The 1,160-nt window shown below is 38.3% G+C and carries 1 protein-coding gene and 1 pseudogene; both read right to left on the reverse strand.

Going from position 1 to position 1,160, the window contains the following annotated elements; all coding sequences use genetic code 11:
• A pseudogene (locus VXQ92_RS19745) lies at positions 1-86 on the reverse strand (hypothetical protein); the annotation flags it as partial.
• 128 nt (positions 87-214) lie between these two features.
• The coding region (locus tag VXQ92_RS19750) for a mechanosensitive ion channel (protein ID WP_416682935.1) at positions 215-1,160 on the reverse strand (946 nt) is incomplete at its 5' end.

The following is a 1,160-nucleotide window of genomic DNA, read 5'->3' on the forward strand; positions in this document are numbered from 1 at the left end:
AATACAAATTTATAAGCACTTGCTAAAAAACCAACAGTAATCCCAGCAATTACAACAGGTGCTAAAAAACGACCAGGTTTTTTCATCGTATTTTCCTCACTTATTTGTTTTTATAGCTGTCAAAGACAGAACGACCACTCAATATAGAGTGGTCGAACTTATCACAAAAATCAAAGATTTTTTGTACTGTTTATCTGAAAATTAGTTACACCTACTAAATTTCATCATTTTCGCCAGTAGAACCAAACGGTTTATTTACTGGTGGTTGTGATGGATTTACTTGTGCAGAATCAGCTGGTTTTGCATCAGATGAAACTGTTGTTGATGGTGCAGTTGTAGTCGTTGACGGAGTTGAAACCGTAGACGAACTACCTGTTGTCTTATTAGTAGGCGGTTGATATAAAGGATTTGGTTGATTTGCCTCTTTCTTAGCTTTATCCAGTAAATCAGATAAAAGTCTTTCTGCTGGTTGACGACCACCCAAACCAAATGCAAGAGCGAAAGCAACTGCAACTGCGCCTAGCGTTAAGCCGAACGCAAGGTTTACGATCGAATCGGCAATACCCATCGCCCTTAAACCAAGTGCAAGGACTAAACCAATAATCAAGACACGAACCAAACTACCTAACCAACGCGAACTATTATATTCACCGCGTTGAACAACGTTCGCCACAACATTTGCAAGCCAGAAACCAATCACCAAGATTACAGCGCCCAATAGAATGTTTGCACCGAAATGGATAAACATTGCGATTAGACCACTAATCTGATCGAAACCAAGACGGTCAGCAGCTTCAGAAACTGCAAACAACATGGTAAAGAACACGATTAGCCAACCAACGGCATTAGAAACTTTAGTTTGACCTAAAAAGCGTTGTACATCTAATTTTGCAGGAATTTCATCAACAACATTTACTGCAATTAACTCGGCAACCAAGCGACCAACAAAGCGTGAAACAATATAAGCAACCAGTAAAATTAAACCAGCAGCAATAATGTTTGGAATAGCTTGTAAAATTTCATTGAGCATTGCTGTTGCTGGCTGAGAAATAGTCTCAATACCTAAAGCTTCAAATGCTACAATCAATGTCGTAATAATAATGATGGCAAAAACAAATGAACCTAAGAATTTGCCTACATTTGAATTTTTGAAAAGACCA

Source organism: Acinetobacter sp. 228 (assembly GCF_048147885.1).